The organism is Saccharomonospora azurea NA-128 (assembly GCF_000231055.2).
In the GTDB taxonomy this organism is placed as follows: domain Bacteria; phylum Actinomycetota; class Actinomycetes; order Mycobacteriales; family Pseudonocardiaceae; genus Saccharomonospora; species Saccharomonospora azurea.
In genome coordinates this window covers 165,329-184,967 of record NZ_CM001466.1, presented here as the reverse complement: position 1 = coordinate 184,967, position 19,639 = coordinate 165,329, and the positions used below count along the sequence as shown (strand labels likewise).

Sequence of the window (19,639 nt, the reverse complement as noted above, 5' to 3'; positions counted from 1 at the left end):
AGGACTGCTGTGACCGACTCCCCCTCCCGCGTCGCCATCGTCACCGGTGCCGGCCGAGGCATCGGCTCCGCGATCGCCCGGCGGCTCGCCTCCGACGGATTCACCGTCGCACTGCTCGACCTGGCCGAGGACGCGGTGAAGGCGGGTGCCGACGCGATCAACGCCGACGGCGGACGAGCGATCGGTGTGGGTGTGGACGTGTCCGACGCCGACGCGGTGGACGCGGCGGTGGCCACGGTGGCGGAGCAGCTCGGCGCGCCCGGCGTCCTGGTCAACAATGCGGGGATCACCCGTGACAACCTGCTGTTCAAGATGTCCGAGTCCGACTGGGACTCCGTGATGAACGTGCACCTGCGCGGCTCCTTCCTGATGAGCCGTGCCGCGCAGAAGCACATGACCGAGCAGGGCTGGGGCCGGATCGTCAACCTGTCCAGCACCTCGGCACTCGGCAACCGCGGTCAGGCCAACTACGCCGCCGCGAAGGCGGGCCTGCAGGGCTTCACGAAGACGCTGGCGATCGAGCTCGGCAAGTTCGGCATCACCGTCAACGCGGTCGCGCCGGGCTTCATCGAGACGGAGATGACCGCGGCGACGGCCGAGCGCGTCGGAGTGCCGTTCGAGGACTTCAAAAAGGCCGCCGCGGCGGAGATCCCGGTGCGCCGGGTGGGTCAGCCGTCCGACATCGCCGGTGTGGTGTCGTTCCTCGTCGGCGAGGACGCGTCGTTCGTGTCGGGCCAGGTCATCTACGTCGCGGGCGGGCCGAAGGCATGAGCGAGACGCGGACGTTCGCCGACGTCGAGGAGTTCACCGCCGCGGTGGGCGAGCCTCTGGGCACGGGCCCCTGGTACGAGGTCACCCAGGACCAGGTGAACCTCTTCGCCGACGCCACCGAGGACCATCAGTGGATCCACGTCGATCTGGAGAAGGCCGCCGCGGGTCCGTTCGGCGCGCCCATCGCGCACGGGTACCTGACGCTGTCGTTGATCCCGCGGCTCGGCGCGGACATCTACCGCATCCGGAACCTGCGGATGGGCATCAACTACGGCCTCAACAAGGTGCGGTTCCCGCAGCCGGTCACGGTCGGCTCGCGCATCCGGGCCCACGCCGAGCTGGTGTCGGTGACCCCCGGTGCCCAGGGCAGCCAGGCCGTGGTGCGGTGGACGATCGAGATCGAGGGCGCCCCGAAGCCGGCCTGCGTCGCCGAGACGGTCGCGCTGCTGGTGGCGTAGCGCGACCACCGCGCGCAGCGAAGCACGAATCGTGACGGGCGTGGTGCCGCCGGCTCCGGTCGTACCGACCGGTCGGCACCACGCCCGGCGTGACGAGGAGGTCACATGAGCGCAGAATCCCCGCCCGGCCTCGATCTGGCTCGGCTGCGGTCCCGATTGGACGCCGACCGCCCCGGTCTGGTCACCGGACCGCTGAGCGCCCGGCTCATCGAGGGCGGCCGGTCGAACCTGACCTACGTCGTCGACGACGGCGCTCGGACGTGGGTGGTCCGCCGACCTCCGCTCGGCCACGTCCTGCCCACCGCGCACGACATGGTGCGGGAGCACACGGTGATCAGCGCGCTTGGCTCCACGGCCGTTCCCGTGCCTCCCACCGTGCTGCTGTGCACCGACGACGCGGTGCTCGGCGCACCGTTCTACGTCATGGACTTCGTCGAGGGCACGCCCTACCGGCGCCGCGACCAGCTCGACGCGCTCGGCGCCGACCGCACGCGCCGGATCGCCGAGGCCATGATCGACACGCTCGCCCGGCTGCACGCGGTCGACCACACCGAGGTGGGGCTGACCGACTTCGGCAGACCCGAGGGGTATCTGGAACGGCAGCTGCGCCGCTGGGGCAAGCAACTCGACGCGTCGCGCAGCCGCGACATCCCGGGCATCGACACCTTGCGCGAGCGGCTGTCGGCGCGCCTGCCGAACTCGCCCGCGCCGACGATCGTGCACGGCGACTACCGGCTCGACAACCTGCTCGTCGACGACACCGACCGGGTCACCGCCGTGCTGGACTGGGAGATGTCCACACTGGGTGATCCCCTCACCGACATCGCGCTGCTCGTCGCGTACACCGAGGGCGAGGCGCTGGGCGACGAGATCTCCAGTGTCGCCACCGCTCCCGGCTTCCCGCCCGTGCGCGACCTCGTCGCCCGGTACACGGCCACGTCGGGACGCGACACCTCGGCCATGGGCTGGTACCTCGGCTTCGCGTTCTTCAAGCTCGCCGTGATCCTGGAGGGCATTCACTTCCGGCACACCCAGGGCAAGACCGTCGGCGAGGGTTTCGACCGCATCGGCGCGAGCGTCGCGCCGCTGGTGGCGCGCGGCAACGCCACCCTGGAGGAGGACTGATGGACTTCGCGTACGACGCCACCACCCAGGACTACCGGGAGCGGCTGCTCGCGTTCCTGGACGAGCACGTCTATCCCGCCGAGCCGGTGCTGGCCGAGCAGACGAGGACGGCCGAGAACCCGTGGGACACGCTGCCCGTGGTCGAGGACCTGAAGGCGGAGGCCCGCCGCCGCGGGCTGTGGAACCTGTTCCTGCCCGGCGAGCGCGGCGCGGGACTCACCAACACGCAGTACGCGCCGCTGGCCGAACTCACCGGCCGCAGCCCGAACCTCGCTCCGATCGCGACGAACTGCGCGGCCCCGGACACCGGCAACATGGAGCTGCTGTCGGAGTTCGGCACTCCCGACCAGCAGGCACAGTGGCTGGAGCCGCTGCTGGAGGGTGAGATCCGGTCGGCGTTCGCGATGACCGAACCGGACGTCGCCTCCTCCGACGCCCGCAACGTGAGCACCCGGATCGAACGCGACGGCGACGAGTACGTGATCACCGGGCGCAAGTGGTTCATCTCGGGTGCCATGAACCCACGCTGCCGGATCTTCATCGTCATGGGCAAGACCGACCCCGAGGCCGCGCCGCACCGGCAGCAGAGCATGGTGCTCGTCCCGCGCGACACTCCCGGGGTGGAGGTCCGGCGCGCGATGACCGTGTTCGGCTACGGCGACGAGGAGTCCGGCGGGCACGCGGAGGTGGTCTTCGACCGCGTGCGTGTCCCGGCGGGCAACCTCATCGGCGGTGAGGGCGACGGGTTCGCGATCGCCCAGGCCCGGCTGGGTCCCGGACGCATCCACCACTGCATGCGGGCCATCGGGATGGCCGAACGCGCCATCGAACTCATGTGCCGCCGCGCGGCCGACCGCGTCGCCTTCGGCAAGCCGCTCGCGGAGCAGGGCGTGGTGCAGGACTGGATCGCCGAGTCGCGGGTCCGGGTGGAGCAGCTCCGACAGCTCGTGCTCAAGACCGCGTGGCTCATGGACACCGTCGGCAACAAGGGCGCGCACACGGAGATCCAGGCGATCAAGATCGCCACTCCGCGCACCGTCGAGTGGATCCTCGACAAGGCCGTCCAGCTGCACGGCGCGGGCGGGGTGAGCCAGGACTTCCCGCTCGCCGCGCTGTGGGCCGGGGTGCGCACGCTGCGGCTGGCCGACGGACCCGACGAGGTGCACAAGCGCTCGCTCGCCCGCCGAGAGCTGAAGAGGTACCTGTGATGACCGAGAACGCGGTGACCTCGCAGGATCGGGATGAGCTCCGTGACCGGGTGGCGGCGTTGCTCACCGAGCACGACCCCGCCACCACCGACCGCCTGGACTTCCTGCGGGCCCGGTTCGACGCCGGGCTGGCCTGGGTGCACTACCCCGTCGGGCTCGGCGGCCTCGGCCTGCCCCGCGGAGCGCAGGCCGTGGTCGACTCCGCGCTCACCGACGCGGGCGCACCGGACAACGATCCCCGGCGCAACGGCATCGGGCTCGGCATGGCGGCTCCCACGATCCTCGCCGTCGGCACCGAGGAGCAGAAACGCCGATTCCTCCGTCCGCTGTGGACCGGCGAGGAAATCTGGTGCCAGCTGTTCAGCGAGCCCGGCGCCGGATCGGACCTCGCCGCGCTCGCCACCCGGGCCGTGCGCGACGGTGACGACTGGGTGGTCAACGGCCAGAAGGTGTGGACGTCCTCCGCGCACAACGCGCGCTGGGCGATCCTGATCGCCCGCACCGACCCGGACGTGCCCAAACACCAGGGCATCACGTACTTCGTGTGCGACATGACGGCGCCGGGCGTCGAGGTGCGCCCGCTGCGGCAGCTCACCGGCGAGGCGGAGTTCAATGAGGTCTTCCTCACCGATGTGCGGATCCCGGACGCGCACCGCCTCGGCGGTGTCGGCGAGGGCTGGCGGGTCGCGCAGACGACGTTGATGAACGAGCGCGTGGCCATCGGCGGCAACGCCGCGCCCCGCGAGAGCGGCATGCTCGGCCGGGTCGTCGAGACCTGGCGGGCCCGCCCGGAGTCGCGCACCCCGGACCTGCACGAGCGGCTGCTGCGCCTGTGGGTCGAGCAGGAGGCGGTGCGCCTCGCGGGTCTGCGCCTGCGGCAGCAACTCGCCGCGGGCGCACCGGGTCCGGAGGGTTCGGCGATGAAGCTCGCCTTCGCGCGGCTCGCGCAGGAACTCTCCGGTCTGGAGGTCGAGCTGCTGGGCGAGCAGGGCCTGCGCTACGACGACTGGGCGCTGCGCAGGCCGGAGCTGGTCGACTTCACCGGCCGCGAGGCGGGCTACCGCTACCTGCGGGCCAAGGGCAACTCCATCGAGGGCGGCACGTCGGAGGTCCTGCGCAACATCATCGCCGAGCGGGTCCTCGGGCTGCCCGCCGAACCCAGGGTGGACAAGGACGTCGCGTGGAAGGACCTGCCCCGATGAGCACCCCCGATCTGCTGTACTCCGACGTCGAGACCGACCTGCGGGCCACGGTCCGGGACGTGCTCGCCGACCGCGGCCTCCCCGCCTCGCTCGTGTCGGGCATGGACAGCGAACCGGCCTACGACAGGGCGCTGTGGCAGACGCTGGCGAGCGACCTCGGGCTCGCCGGGCTGCCCGTGCCGGAGCAGCTCGGCGGCCAGGGGGCGTCGTTCCGGGAGACCGCCCTGGTGCTGGAGGAACTGGGCCGCGCCGTCGCGCCCGTCCCGTTCCTCGGCAGTGCGGTCCTCGCGACGTCGGTGCTGCTGCACGCGGACACCGAGGCCGAGCCGGTGGCCACGCTGCTGCGGCGACTCGCCACGGGCGAGGCCACGGCCACGCTGGTCGTGCCCCTGTCCACCGACCCGAACACGGACTTCCCGACCGCGGTGCACGCGGAGGCGGGACTGCTCGACGGCGCCGTGACCACGGTGGCCGACCTCGCCGTCGCCGACGTCCTCGTCGTGCCCGCCGTGACCTCCGACGGTCCCGCCCTGTTCGCGGTGGACACCTCCGCCACCGGAGTCGACGTCGACGAGGTGGTCTCGTTCGACCTGACCCGGCGGGTGGGCGACGTCCGGTTGCGGCAGGCACCGGCGCGCGAGCTCGCCCGGGGTGCCACCGCCGTCGACGCGCTGACGCGGGGACTGCACACCGCGGCCGGGCTGCTGGCCTCCGAGCAGCTCGGTGTGGCGCAGTGGTGTCTGGACACCACCGTCGAGTACGTGCGGCAGCGCCACCAGTTCGGCAGGCCGGTCGGCTCGTTCCAGGCGCTCAAGCACCGGCTCGCCGACGTGTGGCTGGACCTGGTGACCGCGCGGGCCGCCGCCCGCTACGCCGCCGACGTCCTCGCCGCTCCCGACGCGTTCGGGCCCGGTTCCGACGTCGAGGTGGCCGTGGCCGTGGCGCAGTCCCACTGCTCCGCCGTGGCCGTGCACGCCGCCGAGGAGGCGATCCAACTCCACGGCGGCATCGGGATGACCTGGGAACACCCGGCGCACCTGTACCTCAAGCGCGCCAAGGCCGACGAGATCGCCCTCGGCACCCCGGGCCGTCACCGCGCCCACCTCGCCGGGGTGGTGGACCTGCCGCCGGCGTAGTCGCCCGTACGGGCTGTGGTCAGATTCCCCAGTGAGCGAAACCGGGGTGACCACAGCCCTCGGTGTCACACCGCATCGAGGTCCCCTCCCAGTCCTCGCACGCGCACTCGATACAGGGAAAACGCTCCTTGGTGGGCGCGATCCACTCCGCCTCGGCCAGCCGCTCGCGGTTCACCTGCCGTCCCCGGAACCACGGCAGGTCACCTCACCCGAGCGCGTCATGCGGTCGCGAGCCACCCCGCTCGACGCGACGATGTGGGCAGACGCAGGATCGAGCGAACGAGCGCGAGGGTGGCGATGGGAGCTGGCTCCAGGGCCGAACGGACCACCACAGCGGTCGGCGGTCGCCCGGTGCTCATGCTCGTCGTGGCCACCATCGGGTTCGGTCTCAACTTCTGGGCGTGGTCGCTGCTCAGCCCCCTCGCCCCCGCGTTGGCCCGCGACCTCGGCTTGAGCGCCTTCGAGAAGTCACTCGTGGTGGCGGTGCCGGTGGTGGTCGGCTCGCTCGGTCGCATCCCGATCGGCGCGTTGACCGACCGGTTCGGTGGTCACCGCATGTTCCCTCTCGTGTCGCTGGCGACGATCGTGCCGGTGTTGTTCCTCGGTTTCGCCGGTGACACCTCGCTGGTCGCCTTGCTCGCCGGTGGATTCGTCCTGGGCATCGGTGGGACGGTGTTCGCGGTCGGAATGCCCTTCGTCAACGCCTGGTTTCCCCCACATCGACGAGGGTTGGCCAACGGCATCTACGGCGTCGGCATGGGCGGGACCGCCGTCGGAGCGTTGACCACGGTGGCCCTGGTCGACCTCTGGGGCACCCCCACGCCGTTTCTCGTGACGGCGGTGTGTCTGGCCGTCTACGCGCTGATCGCGACACTCGTTCTGAGGGATCCCCCCGGCGGCACCACACAAGCCGAGCCGTTCACTCATCGGCTACGGACGGCACTGCGCATGCCCGTCACGTGGCAGGCATCGGCCCTGTACGCACTGGCTTTCGGGGGATACGTCGCGTTCTCCGTGTACCTGCCCGCCTACCTGGAGTCGGCCTACGCCCTGGCGGAAGCCGATGCCGCGAGCCGCATGGCGGGGTTCGTGGTGGTCGCGGTGGTGATGCGTCCGGTGGGGGGCTGGCTGTCCGACCGGCTCGGCCCGGTCTCGGTGTACTCCGCATCGATGGCGGTGGTCGCCGCGGGAGCGGTCGTGCAGTCGTTCACCCCGCCGCTCATGCCGCTCGGGACGGTGGCGTTCCTGGTGATGGCCACGGGCTTCGGGCTGGGTACCGGTGCCGTCTTCACGCTCGTGCCCCTGCTGACGCCTCCGGAGCGAGTCGGCGGGGTCACCGGGGTGGTCGGCGCCGCAGGCGGATTGGGTGGCTTCGTACCACCGCTGGTGATGGGCGCGGTCTACGGTCGTCTGGGTTCGTACGCGGTGGGATTGATCGCGCTCGCGGTGGTCGCCGCCGCGATGGTGGGCTTCACGCTGACCACCGTCCAACGTGGTGTCCGGGCGCACCGAACACCGAACCACCGCGACCTCGACGGTCGGTTCGCACGGCCTACGGGCCCTCGATTTCGCCGTGGTGGTCGGGCGCACCACAGGCGGCAGTACCTTCGCGCTCGCCGAAAGGGGACACCACCGTGAGTACTGCGCCTGACCGATCCGGTATGGACAACGAGCTGACCGACGCGCTCGTGCGCACCCGCCGCTTCTTCACCCGCGGCACGGTGTCCGACGACCTCCGGACACTCGAACACACCGGAGGCAGGGACGCGGACACGTTCTACCGTGATCGCTGGCGGCACGACAAGGTCGTCCGCTCGACCCACGGGGTGAACTGCACCGGGTCGTGTTCGTGGAAGGTCTACGTCTCCGACGGCATCATCACGTGGGAAGCACAGCAGACCGATTACCCGTCCGTGGGCCCGGACCGCCCGGAGTACGAGCCGCGCGGTTGCCCACGCGGGGCCGCGTTCTCCTGGTACACCTACTCCCCCACACGCGTGCGCTACCCCTATGTGCGCGGTGTGCTGCTGGAGCTGTATCGGCGGGCACGGCAACGAACCGGCGATCCGGTCGCCGCGTGGGCGGAGATCGTCGAAGATCCCGAGGCGGCCCGGCTCTACAAGTCCGCGCGTGGCCACGGCGGACTCGTGCGGGCGAGCTGGGACGAGGCGACCGAGATCGTGGCTGCGGCGCACGTGTACACGGTCAAGCAGTACGGGCCCGACCGCGTCGCTGGGTTCTCCCCGATCCCCGCGATGTCGATGGTGTCCTACGCCTCGGGTTCTCGATTCCTCTCCCTACTCGGGGCGCCCATGCTGTCGTTCTACGACTGGTACGCCGATCTTCCGGTCGCCTCGCCTCAAGTGTTCGGAGACCAGACCGACGTTCCCGAGTCGGGCGACTGGTGGGACGCCGCGTACCTGATCATGTGGGGGTCGAATCTCCCGGTGACCCGCACTCCCGACGCGCACTGGATGGTCGAGGCGCGCTACCGCGGCCAGAAGGTCGTGGCTGTCTCCCCGGACTACGCCGACAACGTCAAGTTCGCCGACGACTGGCTCGCGATACGTCCCGGCACCGATGGCGCGCTGGCCATGGCCATGGGCCATGTCGTGTTGCGCGAGTTCTTCGTCGATCGGCGGACACCGGCGTTCGAGGACTACGTCACACGATTCACCGACCTTCCGTTCCTCGTGCGACTCGACGAGCACACGGACGGTCATGTGCCGGGCAAGTTCCTCACGGCGGCGGACTTGAGCCTTGATGCCGCGGCGGCCGAGGCGGATGAACACGCGGCGTTCAAGACAGTCCTGCTCGACTCGGCGACCAGCGAGCCTGTGGTGCCCAATGGCTCGGTCGGTTTCCGCTACGGCGAGTCCGGCATCGGTCGGTGGAACCTCGACCTGGACGGTGTGGACCCGATGTTGTCGGCCTCCGGGCCCGGGTCCGAACCGGTGACGGTGCTGCTGCCTCGGTTCGACGGGCACACCGGTCACCCGGATGGCGACTCGGCGGTGGCCGCGACACTGCGTCGAGGTGTTCCGGCCCGACGAGTCGGCGGGCAGCTGGTGACCACGGTGTTCGACCTGTTGCTCGCCCAGTACGGCGTGCAACGCGACGGCCTGCCTGGTGACTGGCCGGGCGGCTACGACGATCCCACCACTCCGTACACGCCGGCCTGGCAGGAATCGATCACCGGTGTTCCCGCGAGCGCCACCACGCGCATCGCCCGGGAGTTCGCCGCCACGGCCGAGGCCACGGGCGGCCGGTCGATGATCATCATGGGAGCCGGGACCAATCACTGGTTCCACTCGGACACCATCTACCGGGCGTTCCTCACGCTCACCATGCTCACCGGCGGACAAGGGGTCAACGGCGGCGGCTGGGCGCACTACGTGGGACAGGAGAAGTGCCGCCCGATCACCGGCTGGAGCAACCTGGCATTCGGGCTGGACTGGTCGCGCCCGGCCCGCCAGACCATCCAGACCGCCTACTGGTACCTCCACACGGACCAGTTCCGCTACGACCACTCGGGCGCGGACGCCCACAACGCCACCACAGCGCGAGGAGTTCTCGCAGGTCACACCACTGCCGACCTGCTCGCCCAGTCCGCCCGCATGGGATGGATGCCGAGCGCGCCGACGTTCGACCGCAATCCCCTGGACCTGGCCGACGAAGCCGAGCGCGCGGGAACGGACCCGGCCGAGTACGTCGTGGCGGAACTCCAGGCGGGCCGGCTCAAGTTCGCCTGTGAGGACCCCGATGCCCCACAGAACATCCCGAGAGTGCTGAGTGTCTGGCGCGCCAACCTACTCGGCTCGTCGGCCAAGGGCAACGAGTACTTCCTCAAGCACCTACTGGGCAGCGATTCGTCGCTGCGCGCGGAGGAAGTACCCCCGCACGCTCGCCCCCGCGAGGTCGTCTGGCACGACGAGGCTCCCGTGGGCAAGCTCGACCTGCTGCTGTCGTTGGACTTCCGGATGACCAGCACCACACTGTTCTCCGACGTGGTGTTGCCTTCGGCCACCTGGTACGAGAAGCACGATCTCAACACCACCGACATGCACCCCTTCGTGCATTCGTTCAACCCGGCGATCGCCCCGCCATGGCAGACGCGCTCCGACTGGGCTGCGTTCCAGGCGATCGCGGAGACGTTCAGCAGGCTGGCGGTCGATCACCTCGGCACGCGGCGAGACGTCGTGGCCACACCTCTCCTGCACGACACCGCCGACGAACTCGCCACCCCGCATGGGATCGTGCGCGACTGGAAGAAAGGCGAGTGCGACCCGGTTCCGGGACTCACCATGCCGAGACTCACCGTCGTCGAGCGCGACTACACCGCGATCGCGGCGAAGATGAACGCCCTCGGACCGATGCTGGAATCGCACGGCGCCACCACCAAGGGAGTGACCTTCTCCGTCGACCGCGAAGTGGCTTACCTGCGGGAGAAGAACGGGATGGTACGCGGCGGTCCCGCGCACGGTCGCCCGTCGTTGGCGCGGGAAGTGGACATGTGCGAAGCCATCCTGGCTCTCTCGGGCACCACGAACGGCCGCCTGGCCACCCAGGGATTTCGAACGTTGGAGGAACGGACCGGTACCCGGCTGGCCGACCTGGCCGCCGAGCACGCAGGCAAGCAGATCACGTTCTCCGACACCCAGAAGGCACCCGTTCCCGTGATCACCTCACCGGAGTGGTCGGGATCGGAGGCCGGAGGCCGACGCTACTCACCCTTCACCATCAATGTCGAGCGCGGCAAACCGTGGCACACGCTCACGGGCCGGCAACACTTCTACCTCGACCACGACTGGATGAGCGAACTCGGGGAGAACCTCCCGGTGTTCCGGCCTCCGCTCGACCTGACCGCTCTGTTCTCCGACCCCAGACCGGGAACCCAGGACGGCTCGGGCTTGGCCGTGCGCTACCTCACTCCCCACAGCAAGTGGTCGATCCACTCCGAGTACCAGGACAACCTGTTGATGCTGAGCCTGTCCCGGGGTGGGCCGACCATCTGGATGTCCGTGGAGGACGCCGGGGCGATCGGGGTGGCCGACAACGACTGGATCGAGGCCGTCAACCGCAACGGCGTCGTGGTGGCGCGCGCGATCGTCTCGCACCGCATGCCGCGCGGCACCGTGTACATGTATCACGCGCAGGAGCGACTGATCGACGTTCCCAGAGCGGAGACGTCCGGCAAGCGCGGAGGTATTCACAATTCACTGACCCGGTTGCTGATCAAACCCACGCATCTGATCGGCGGCTACGCGCAGCTGTCCTTCGCGTTCAACTACCTGGGCCCCACCGGCAACCAGCGTGACGAGATCACCGTCATCCGCAGGCGCAGTCAGGAGGTGACGTACTGATGCGAGTCATGGCCCAGATGGCGATGGTGATGAACCTCGACAAGTGCATCGGCTGCCACACCTGCTCGGTGACGTGCAAACAGGCCTGGACCAACCGGTCCGGCGTGGAGTACGTGTGGTTCAACAACGTCGAGACGCGCCCGGGACAGGGTTATCCCCGCACCTACGAGGATCAACAGCGCTGGCAGGGCGGGTGGGAGTTGAACCGCCGAGGACGGTTGAGGCTGAAGGCGGGTGGGCGGCTGCGCAAGCTGCTCACCATCTTCAGCAACCCGAAGCTGCCGAACATCCGCGACTACTACGAGCCGTGGACCTACGACTACGACCATCTCACCAGCGCACCGCCGCAGGACGACATTCCGGTGGCCCGCCCCCGCTCGCTGATCAGTGGAGAGGAGACCGCGATCAGCTGGTCGGCGAACTGGGACGACGACCTCGGCGGTGCTCCGGAACACGGTCGAGCCGACCCGTTGATCACCAAGATCGCGGACAAGGTCCGGTTCGAGTTCGAGCGAACGTTCATGTTCTACCTGCCGCGCATCTGCGAGCACTGCCTGAACCCCTCGTGTGCCGCGTCCTGCCCGTCCGGCGCGATCTACAAGCGCACCGAGGACGGCATCGTGCTGGTCGACCAGGACCGCTGCCGCGGCTGGCGGATGTGCGTCACGGGCTGCCCCTACAAGAAGGTGTACTTCAACCACCGCACCGGCAAGGCCGAGAAGTGCACCTTCTGTTTCCCTCGCGTGGAAGTGGGACTCCCGACGGTGTGCGCGGAGACATGTGTGGGCCGACTGCGCTACATCGGACTCGTCCTCTACGACGTCGACCGCGTGACCGAGGCCGCGAGCGCCCCCGAGCGGGACCTGCTACGCACCCAACGTGACCTTCTGCTCGACCCGAACGACCCGGACGTCGTCGCCGGAGCGGAGCGCGCGGGAATCCCGCACGATTGGATCGAGGCCGCGCAGCGCTCCCCCGTGTACCACCTGATCCACACCTACGGGCTCGCTCTACCGCTGCATCCCGAGTACCGCACCATGCCGATGGTCTTCTACATCCCGCCTCTGTCCCCCGTCGTGGACGTCGTGCGCGACACCGGACACGACGGCGAGGACCACGGCAACCTCTTCGCCGCCATCGAGGCCCTTCGCATCCCGGTGGAGTACCTGGCGGAGCTGTTCACGGCGGGTGATCCCGAGCCGGTCGCGGATGTGCTCCGCAGGATGGCGGCGATGCGCAGCTACATGCGTGACATCAACCTGGGTCGAGAACCCGACGAGGCGATTCCCCGACGCGTCGGGATGACCGGCGAGCGCATGTACGACATGTATCGGCTGCTGGCGCTGGCGAAGTACGAAGAGCGGTACGTGATTCCACCGGCGCATGCCGAGCAGGCACACGGCTTGGAAGAGCTGGCCACCGAGTGCAGCCTCGACTACGAGGGCGGGCCGGGCATGGGAGGGTCGGGGCCGTTCGGCGAAACGTCGGGAGGCGCCCTCCCGATCGCGGTGGAGAATTTCGCCGCCCTGCAAGGCCGTCAGCTCAGCGACACCCCAGCCGCGCCCGTGAGCAAACACAACCGGGTGAACCTGCTGAACTGGGACGGCAAAGGCTTGCCGGAGGGCCTGTTCCCACCGCGCCGGGACGGCGGCGACGCGGGAGGCGACCCGAACGCCGAGACGGAGCCGAAGCCGTGACGTCGTCGCTCACCGACCGAGAACGGGTCGTCGCTTGGCAAACGCAGTCGCTGTTGCTGGATTATCCCGACGATGCTGTGCGGCAACGCTTGCCGTTGCTGCGTGCGGCGGCCGCGACGTTGCCGGAAGCTGTGGGGTCACCTCTGCTGTCGTTCTGCGCCCATGTCGAGGCAACGCCCGCAGGAACACTGACAGCCGACTACGTGGCCACCTTCGACCACCGCAAGCGGTTCAGCCTGTTCCTCACCTACTTCCGCTACGGCGACACCCGCAAACGCGGGATGGCGTTGCTGCGCTTCCAACAGACCTACCGCGCGGCGGGACACCGCATCGCGACCACCGAACTGCCGGATCATCTGGCTGTGGTCCTGGAGTTCGCCGCGACCGTCGACCCCGCAGCCGGTGTCCGTCTGCTTGCCGAGTACCGGGCGAGTCTGGAACTCCTGCGCTTGGGCCTGTGGGAGGGGCGCTCCGCGTGGTCGCCGGTGCTGGAGTCGGTGTCGGCGACTCTGCCCCCGCTCGGGCGCCGGGATCGAGACATCGTCGAGCAGCTCGCCGCTTCGGGCCCGCCGGAGGAAGACGTGGGGCTGCTGCCGTATCCCACCAACCGCACACCCGGAGGCGCATCGGTATGACGGGCAACGTCGACACCGTCGACATCGTGCTGTGGGTGGTCTTGCCGTACATGGCGCTGGCGGTGTTCGTCGGCGGGCACGTCTGGCGGTACCGCTACGACAAGTTCGGCTGGACGACGCGTTCCTCGGAGCTCTACGAGAACCGTCTGCTTCGCGTGGGCAGCCCGCTGTTCCACTTCGGAATACTCATCGTGTTCCTGGGCCACGTCGGTGGGTTGTTGATCCCGAAATCGTGGACGCAGGCCGTCGGCATCAGCCAGTTCGCCTATCACGTCATCGCGGTGACACTGGGAACCGTGGCCGGCGTGTGCACGTTGGCAGGCGCGGCGATCCTGGTGTACCGGCGGCGCACCGTCGGTCCGGTGTTCTCCGCGACCACCCGCAACGACAAGGTGATGTACGTGTTGCTGGTGGGCACGATCGTGCTGGGCCTGGCGGCGACGGTGTTGGGCAACGTGACCGAGAACGCGCACGACTATCGCCAGACTGTCTCGCCGTGGTTTCGCTCGATCTTCGCCTTCCAGCCGGAGCCCACGCTCATGGCACAGGCCGGACTCGGTTTCCAGCTGCATGCCCTGGCCGCGTTGGCCTTGTTCGCCTTCTGGCCGTTCAGCCGCCTGGTCCATGTCTTCTCGATGCCGCTCGGGTACCTCACCCGCCCCTACATCGTCTACCGGAGCCGGGAGCCCAGGCTGGGCACGAGCCCACCGCGACGTGGGTGGGAACGCACACCGTGAGCGGCGGGGAGCCGTCGGGATACGGTCCCCGTCGTCTCCACGATGCGCGCCGCCTCTGTCCCTACTCGACGAGGGCGCGGGCCAGCACGCGCGCGGTTCTCGCCACGAGCGCGTCGTCCCATTCCGCGTCCGGAGTGTGCTTGGTCGACAGCACGGCCAGCACCAGCGGAGTGCCGTCGTCCGTCCACGCCACGCCGACGTCGTTCGCCGTGCCGTAGGAGCCCGAGCCGGTCTTGTCGGCGACCCGCCAGTGGGAGGGCAGCCCCGCGCGGAACCGCGTGTCGCTCGTGACGCTCTCGGTGAGCCAGGTCGTCAGCCGTGCCCGGTCGCCGCGGTCGAGCGCCGTGCCGACGACCAGGCGCCGGTAGTCCTCGGCGATCGCGGCCGGTGTGGTGGTGTCCCGGAGGTCGCCGGGGAGAGCGCTGTTGAGGTCGGGCTCGTAGCGGTCCAGGCGGGTGAGGCGGTCTCCCAGGGACCGGCAGAAGCGGGTGACCCCGCGTGGACCTCCGATGCGGTCCAGCAGCAGGTTCGCCGCGGTGTTGTCGCTCTCGCTGACGGCGGCGGCACACAGGTCCGCGACCCGCATGCCCGTGCCGACGTGGCGTTCCGTCACCGGTGAGCCCACCACGAGGTCGTCCTCGGTGTAGTGGACCCAGCTGTCGAGCACCTCCCCGTCGCGGTCGAGATCGCGGAGCACGGCGGCGGCCGCCAGCGTCTTGAACGTCGAACACATCGGAAACCGCTCGTGCGCCCGATAGGAGACGACGGCTCCCGAGCGGGTGTTGATCCCGTACACGCCCAGTCGTGCGGCGTGGCGGGCTTCGAGCGCACGCAACTCGCCCTGGACTCTGCCCGGCACGACGGGCGGGGTGCCGTTCGGGACACCGAAACCCACGGTGGCGAGACCTGCGGTGACGGCCAACCCGGTACGGATCAGCGAACGGCGGGACACTCCGGCACTCATCGGCGCTCCTCGACTCTCTCGACAACGATCTGAGCCGAGCCAAGCAGCGCCGCCGCGACTATGTCCAAGAGAGATATCCAAGACTCGCATAGCGTTCTGATATAACCGCTGGTGTGGACCTGCTCGCACACCTCGAAGCCTTCGTCGCCATCGCCGAGGAGGGCAGCTTCTCCGCCGCCGCCGAGAGGCTCTACGTCGCGCAGCCGGTGCTGAGCCGACGGATCAAGACACTCGAACACCACCTCGGTGGGACGCTCTTCGACCGCACCCGCCGCCGCGTCGACACGACCGACCTCGGTGTGCTGCTCCTCCCCCATGCCCGCGACGTCCTGAGCCGGGTCGACCACCTGCGCCAGGTGGCCGCGACGGCGCTGTCCACCGCCACCCACGCTCTGGGCGTCCCACCCGACGCCGATCCGGCCGGTCTGGCCCGCGTGATCCGGGCCGGGGCCGAGCGCGGCGTCACCATCGGTGTCCGGGAACTGTCCGCCGCAGAGCGCGAACACGGTCTGTCCGACGGCTCGCTGGCGTTCGCCGTGCTGCGCGTGGCACCGGAGAGGGCGTCGCTGCGCGTGGCCCTCGGTCTCGCCACCGCCCCGCACAGCGGCCCGCCCGGGCGCGCGGTGCACCTGGAGGACCTGCGGCCACGACGGGGAGCGGTGAACCCGCCCGCCCCGATTCTCACCACCGGTGAGGACGAGGTGCCCTTCGCCGCCGAACGCCTCGCCAAGGCGGCGGCCCGCGCCGGACTTCCCGACGGCAGGATCAGGCCCGCCACCTCACTCGCCGCCGCGGTCGCCGACACCCTCGCCGGGCCGGCGATGCTGCTGTGCACGGCATCGTTCGCCCGGCGGCACGCGCTCGCGTGGGCGCCGCTCGCCGACCCTGCTCTGCACCGCGGGTACGAGATCGCGCTCTCCTCTCGCCCGAGCGGGCGGCGCGAGGCGCAGGAGTCGGCGTGGCTCGCACCGCTCGTGGCCACCGCTCTCGGCGTCTCACCGGATCCCGGGGAATCCACCGTGGACTCCCCGGCTCGCGATCACCACACGCGGTTGGCGGTGTCAGGATGACGGGCACACCCGCGTACGTGGCGACGTCGGCGGAGCTGCTGGCCGTGGCCGAGTCCCTCGCGGAGCACTGGGCCGCGGTCGGTGCTCTCGGACACCTGTTGGCCCGCAACCTCGACACCGGCGAGGAGCTGGGTTTCGACACCGGTACGCCCGTTCCGCTGGCCTCGGTCGTCAAGGTCCCGCTCGCGCTGGTGGTGCTCGACGAGATCGCACACGGGCGACTCGACGCCGCCCTGCCGGTGACCATCGTGCCGGAGCACCGCAGCGTCGGCCCCACGGGTGTGTCGGCGTTCCGGCATCCCGCGACCCTGGCGGTCGGTGACCTGCTCCACCAGACGCTGACCGTCAGCGACAACGCCAGTGCAGACGCCCTGCTCGACCTCGTGGGGGTGGCGGCCGTGGACGAGCGCCTCCGGCAGTGGGGCTGCTCCGGGATCCGGGTCCGACACCGGCTCCACCGCATGTACGAGTGCGCGGCGGGGGTCGCGGGCGACGACTTCGGGCTGGCGCTGGAACTGGCGATCCGCGACGACGCCACGCGCCACTACTCGATCGAGACCCTCGACCCGGCGCACGGCAACGTCGGCACCGCCACCGCACTGGTCGACCTGCTCCAGCGCGTGTGGCTCGACCAGATCGCCCACCCGTCGGCCACCGCGGAGCTGCGGCGGCTGATGGGCCTGCAGGTGTTCACCCACCGGCTCTCCAGCGACCTGCGCGCCGACACGGTGAAGGTCAGTGGCAAGACCGGCACGTTCCTGCACCTGCGGCACGAGATCGGAGTCGTCGAGGCGGACTCCGGCGACCGCGTCGCCGTCGCCGCGTTGACCCGCTCCCACCGCCGGGCGAGCACCGCGCACGACATCGACCTGGCCATCGGCGCTGCCGCCCGAACGGCCTTCGAGAGCCTGCGCCGTTGAAGCCCAGTCACCGTGTCCGCGCCCCACGCACGCGCGTCCGCACTTCCCGCACCCGTGTCCGCGCCCCGCGCACGCGCGTCCGCGCTTACGGGACGCTTCCGTGGGTGGTCACCGGCGCCGACGTTCACGCCACCGTCACGACGCGTTCTCCAGCCTGCGCTGAAGCTTGTTCATCCCCGCCAGCCACCGCTCGGTCTGCGTGGCGCGGTGGGCGTAGTACTCGGCGACCTCGGCGTGCGGCAGGATGAGGAACCGGCCGTCGCGCAGCCCCTCGACGGCGGCGTCGGCCACCTGTTCCGGCTCGATCGCGCGCGGCCCCAGCAGGGCGGAGCCCGCGGGACCGGCGTCGGCGAGCATGTCGGTGCGCACCCCCTGGGGACAGATCACCTGCGCCCGGACCCCGCGGTGCCGGTACGTCACCTCCAGCCACTCGGCGAAGCCCAGCGAGGCGTGCTTGGTCACCGAGTACGGAGCCGCGCCGAGATTGGTGAGCAACCCCGCCGCCGACACGGTCGCGAGGAAGTGCCCCCGGCCACGCTCCAGCCAGCGCGGCAGCAGCTCCCGCGCCGCACGGACGTGGGCCATCACGTTGACCTCCCACACCCGCGCCCACTGCTCGTCGGGCACCTCGGGCCCTCCGGCGACGGCGATGCCCGCGTTGGCGCAGAACAGGTCGATCTCTCCCAGCGTCGTGCGCGCCGCCGCGACGAGCGCGCGCACGCCGTCCTCCGACGCCGCGTCACCGGCCACCGCCGTGCCGCCGATCCGGGTGGCCACGGCCGACGCCGCGTCGCCGTCGAGATCGGCGACCACGACGCGCGCGCCCTCGGCGGCCAGCCGGGTGGCCAGCGCGGCGCCGATCCCCCGTCCCCCACCGGTGACGACCACACCGGCACCGGCGAGTTCGAGCGTCACAGTCCACCCCCGAGGGTCACACCGCCGTCGACGACGAGCGTCTGCCCAGTGATCCACCCGGCCTGCTCCGACAGCAGGAACGTCACCGCACCGGCCACATCGGACGGTACGCCGAGGCGCTGCATCGGGTAGGCGGAGGCCACCTCCTCCTCGCGATCGGCGTAGAGCGCGGTGGCGAACGTCGTCTTCACGACGGCGGGAGCCACCGCGTTGACGCGGATGGAGGGGGCGAGCTCGTGCGCGAGTTCCGTGGTGAGCCGGATCAGTGCCGCCTTGCTCACGCCGTACATGCCGATGCCGGGCGACGTGCGCAGACCCGCGATCGAGGACACGTTGACGATCGCGCCGCCGTGCTCGCCCATCCACGCGTCGCGGACCTTGCGGGTCCACGCCAGCGGCGACAGCACGTTGACACCGAAGATCTTCGCCGCGGCGTCGGTGTCCACGTCCAGGATCGGACCGTAGACGGGATTGATGCCGGTGTTGTTCACCAGGAAGTCGATGCGCCCGAAGGTCTCCAGTGTGCGCGCCACCGCCTCGTCCTGGTGGTCGGCGTCGTCCGCCTTGCCGGGCACGCCCAGCGCGACCGACTCACCGCCGAGTTGTGCGACGGCCTCGGCCAGAGGGTCCGGCTTGCGGGCCGTGATGACGACCTTCGCCCCGGCGTCGACCAGCGTCTGCGCCACCCCGAAGCCGATCCCCCGGCTCGCGCCTGTCACAATGGCGACCCGGTCTGTCAACGCGTCCACGGCCGATCTCCAATCCACGCTAAGCGCTCGCTTACAATTCGGGCATGACGAAATCCCTGTCGGCCGAGCTGTGGCCGGATGTCCAACCGGACGCGGCCCGCCGCCTCATGCTGGCCGGGGTCGAGTCCTTCGCCCAGCGGGGCTACCACGCCACCACCACCCGCGACATCGCGACCAAAGCGGGCATGAGCCCGGCGGCGCTGTACGTGCACTTCCCGTCGAAGGCGGCGCTGCTGTTCGCGATCAGCCGCAGCGGGCACCAGCAGGCGCTCGACCTCGTGCGCACCGCCGCCGAATCGGCCGACGCCCCGGTGGACGCGATGCGCGAGATCGTGAAACGGTTCGTCGCCTGGCACGCGCGGCGCCACACGATCGCCCGGGTGGTGCAGTACGAGATCGGTGCGCTTCCCGACGAGGAGTACCGCGTCGTCGCCGAGCTGCGCCGGGACATCGAGCGCATCGTGCAGGACCTCGTGCTCGCGGGCCAGCACTCGGGCGACTTCACCGTGTCGGACGCGCGGATCGCCGCGCGCGCGGTGTTGTCCCTGGGCGTGGACGTCGCCCGGTGGTACACGGAACGCTCCCGCACCTCACCGGACGAGCTGGGCGCGAGGTACGGCGAGCTCGCGCTGCGCATGCTGGGCGCCGACCCCACTCGATCGTCGAGCTGACCGCGTCGCACGCCCACC

The 19,639-nt window shown here is 70.3% G+C and carries 17 protein-coding genes; 14 read left to right on the top strand and 3 right to left on the bottom strand.

The genetic code is table 11. The annotated features are described in order from the left end of the window. Positions 1–9 precede the first annotated feature (9 nt). The 11 genes from fabG (at position 10) to narI (ending at position 14,332) form a co-directional block, all read left to right on the top strand. Entirely contained in the window at positions 10–771 is a 762-nt protein-coding gene (gene fabG / locus SACAZDRAFT_RS00865) for a 3-oxoacyl-ACP reductase FabG (RefSeq protein ID WP_005437760.1), read from the top strand. Beyond that, positions 768–1,229, top strand: a complete 462-nt coding sequence (locus tag SACAZDRAFT_RS00860; protein WP_005437759.1) for a MaoC family dehydratase — start codon at positions 768–770, stop codon at positions 1,227–1,229. Before fabG ends, SACAZDRAFT_RS00860 begins: the two co-directional genes overlap by 4 nt. Before the next feature lie 105 nt (positions 1,230–1,334). Continuing rightward, on the top strand, positions 1,335–2,354 hold the full coding sequence (locus SACAZDRAFT_RS00855) for a phosphotransferase family protein (RefSeq protein WP_005437757.1): 1,020 nt from the start codon (positions 1,335–1,337) through the stop codon (positions 2,352–2,354). Beyond that, positions 2,354–3,562 carry an acyl-CoA dehydrogenase family protein gene (locus SACAZDRAFT_RS00850; protein ID WP_005437755.1) on the top strand — a complete coding sequence of 403 codons (1,209 nt, stop codon included), beginning with the start codon at positions 2,354–2,356 and terminating at the stop codon, positions 3,560–3,562. The genes SACAZDRAFT_RS00855 and SACAZDRAFT_RS00850 overlap by 1 nt, the downstream gene beginning before the upstream one ends. After that, positions 3,562–4,764, top strand: coding sequence for an acyl-CoA dehydrogenase family protein (locus SACAZDRAFT_RS00845; RefSeq protein WP_005437753.1), 1,203 nt, complete (start codon positions 3,562–3,564; stop codon positions 4,762–4,764). Before SACAZDRAFT_RS00850 ends, SACAZDRAFT_RS00845 begins: the two co-directional genes overlap by 1 nt. Then, complete coding sequence (locus tag SACAZDRAFT_RS00840) at positions 4,761–5,900, top strand: acyl-CoA dehydrogenase family protein (RefSeq protein WP_005437751.1); 1,140 nt, start codon at positions 4,761–4,763, stop codon at positions 5,898–5,900. Before SACAZDRAFT_RS00845 ends, SACAZDRAFT_RS00840 begins: the two co-directional genes overlap by 4 nt. A gap of 297 nt (positions 5,901–6,197) precedes the next feature. Next, entirely contained in the window at positions 6,198–7,538 is a 1,341-nt protein-coding gene (locus SACAZDRAFT_RS00835; protein WP_005437748.1) for an MFS transporter, read from the top strand. A gap of 23 nt (positions 7,539–7,561) precedes the next feature. Next, on the top strand, positions 7,562–11,263 hold the full coding sequence (locus SACAZDRAFT_RS00830; protein WP_005437746.1) for a nitrate reductase subunit alpha: 3,702 nt from the start codon (positions 7,562–7,564) through the stop codon (positions 11,261–11,263). Then, on the top strand, positions 11,263–12,960 hold the full coding sequence (gene narH / locus SACAZDRAFT_RS00825; RefSeq protein WP_005437743.1) for a nitrate reductase subunit beta: 1,698 nt from the start codon (positions 11,263–11,265) through the stop codon (positions 12,958–12,960). Before SACAZDRAFT_RS00830 ends, narH begins: the two co-directional genes overlap by 1 nt. After that, positions 12,957–13,595, top strand: a complete 639-nt coding sequence (narJ, locus tag SACAZDRAFT_RS00820) for a nitrate reductase molybdenum cofactor assembly chaperone (protein WP_005437734.1) — start codon at positions 12,957–12,959, stop codon at positions 13,593–13,595. Before narH ends, narJ begins: the two co-directional genes overlap by 4 nt. Then, positions 13,592–14,332, top strand: a complete 741-nt coding sequence (gene narI, locus SACAZDRAFT_RS00815; protein WP_005437732.1) for a respiratory nitrate reductase subunit gamma — start codon at positions 13,592–13,594, stop codon at positions 14,330–14,332. Before narJ ends, narI begins: the two co-directional genes overlap by 4 nt. Positions 14,333–14,393: 61 nt before the next feature. On the opposite strand, the gene bla is transcribed toward narI, so the two are convergent. After that, entirely contained in the window at positions 14,394–15,296 is a 903-nt protein-coding gene (bla, locus tag SACAZDRAFT_RS00810) for a class A beta-lactamase (protein ID WP_005437717.1), read from the bottom strand. A gap of 113 nt (positions 15,297–15,409) precedes the next feature. On the opposite strand from bla, the gene SACAZDRAFT_RS00805 reads away from it, so the two are divergent. Both SACAZDRAFT_RS00805 and SACAZDRAFT_RS00800 read left to right on the top strand, forming a co-directional pair. Further along, on the top strand, positions 15,410–16,366 hold the full coding sequence (locus SACAZDRAFT_RS00805) for a LysR family transcriptional regulator (protein WP_005437716.1): 957 nt from the start codon (positions 15,410–15,412) through the stop codon (positions 16,364–16,366). Further along, complete coding sequence (locus SACAZDRAFT_RS00800; protein ID WP_005437715.1) at positions 16,363–17,286, top strand: serine hydrolase; 924 nt, start codon at positions 16,363–16,365, stop codon at positions 17,284–17,286. The genes SACAZDRAFT_RS00805 and SACAZDRAFT_RS00800 overlap by 4 nt, the downstream gene beginning before the upstream one ends. Positions 17,287–17,421: 135 nt before the next feature. Here SACAZDRAFT_RS00800 and SACAZDRAFT_RS00795 read toward each other — a convergent pair whose 3' ends face one another. Both SACAZDRAFT_RS00795 and SACAZDRAFT_RS00790 read right to left on the bottom strand, forming a co-directional pair. After that, positions 17,422–18,201: an SDR family oxidoreductase gene (locus SACAZDRAFT_RS00795; protein WP_005437714.1), complete on the bottom strand. Its 780-nt coding sequence runs from the start codon at positions 18,199–18,201 to the stop codon at positions 17,422–17,424. After that, on the bottom strand, positions 18,198–18,950 hold the full coding sequence (locus SACAZDRAFT_RS00790; protein WP_005437713.1) for an SDR family oxidoreductase: 753 nt from the start codon (positions 18,948–18,950) through the stop codon (positions 18,198–18,200). Before SACAZDRAFT_RS00790 ends, SACAZDRAFT_RS00795 begins: the two co-directional genes overlap by 4 nt. Before the next feature lie 44 nt (positions 18,951–18,994). Between SACAZDRAFT_RS00790 and SACAZDRAFT_RS00785 the strand changes: the two genes are divergently transcribed. Next, positions 18,995–19,621: a TetR/AcrR family transcriptional regulator gene (locus tag SACAZDRAFT_RS00785; protein ID WP_005437712.1), complete on the top strand. Its 627-nt coding sequence runs from the start codon at positions 18,995–18,997 to the stop codon at positions 19,619–19,621. Positions 19,622–19,639 lie beyond the last annotated feature (18 nt).